The following is a 648-nucleotide window of genomic DNA, read 5'->3' on the forward strand; positions in this document are numbered from 1 at the left end:
CGGTCTGTCCGTCGGCGACGTCGGTGAGCCGACGCTGTCCGATCGCCTCGTGCTCGGTGAGGGCGGCTTCATCGCGATCACCATCGTCATCAACGAGTCGACGGGCCGTGCGGTCAGCACCCCCGAGGTGTCCGGTCGCGGCTTCTCCGACGATCCGACAGCGCTCAAGGCTGCCGCGGATCTCGTGGAATCGGACCTGGCCCGGTTGGCGAGCGAAGGCGTCATCGACGCTCATCGCATCGCGCAGTCGGTGCGCCGCGTCGTCGGACGCTGGGTCGCGGACAAGTACCGCCGCCGTCCGATGATCATTCCGACGGTCATCGCGGTTCCGTAGATTCGGCACAGCAGGTCGCTTCCGCTCGAACCCGGTCCGGTTCGAGTACTTTGGCGAAGGTGACCTTCGCTCATGACGAACGACTCGCCCTGGTGGACAGCATGGTCGAATTCGGCCCCGATGCTCCGACACTGTGTGGGGAGTGGACCAATCGTGACCTGGCAGCACATCTGATAGTCCGGGAGCGGCGTCTCGACGCCGCTCCCGGAATCATGTTGAGCCCTCTTGCCGGTCACACCGAGAGCGTGCGTAAGGCCGCAGCGGCGCGTCCGTGGGAGGAGATCCTCGACGACGTTCGGAGTGGGCCGCCTCGG

At 66.2% G+C, this 648-nt stretch carries 1 protein-coding gene and 1 pseudogene; both read left to right on the plus strand.

Annotated features, from left to right (window positions below):
- A pseudogene (locus A2J01_RS12135) lies at positions 1–334 on the plus strand (ribonuclease J); the annotation flags it as partial.
- A gap of 59 nt (positions 335–393) precedes the next feature.
- On the plus strand, positions 394–648 hold a 255-nt coding region (locus A2J01_RS12140), incomplete at its 3' end, for a maleylpyruvate isomerase family mycothiol-dependent enzyme (RefSeq protein ID WP_156519251.1).

The organism is Rhodococcus sp. EPR-134 (assembly GCF_001647205.1).
Classification (GTDB): domain Bacteria; phylum Actinomycetota; class Actinomycetes; order Mycobacteriales; family Mycobacteriaceae; genus Rhodococcus_F; species Rhodococcus_F qingshengii.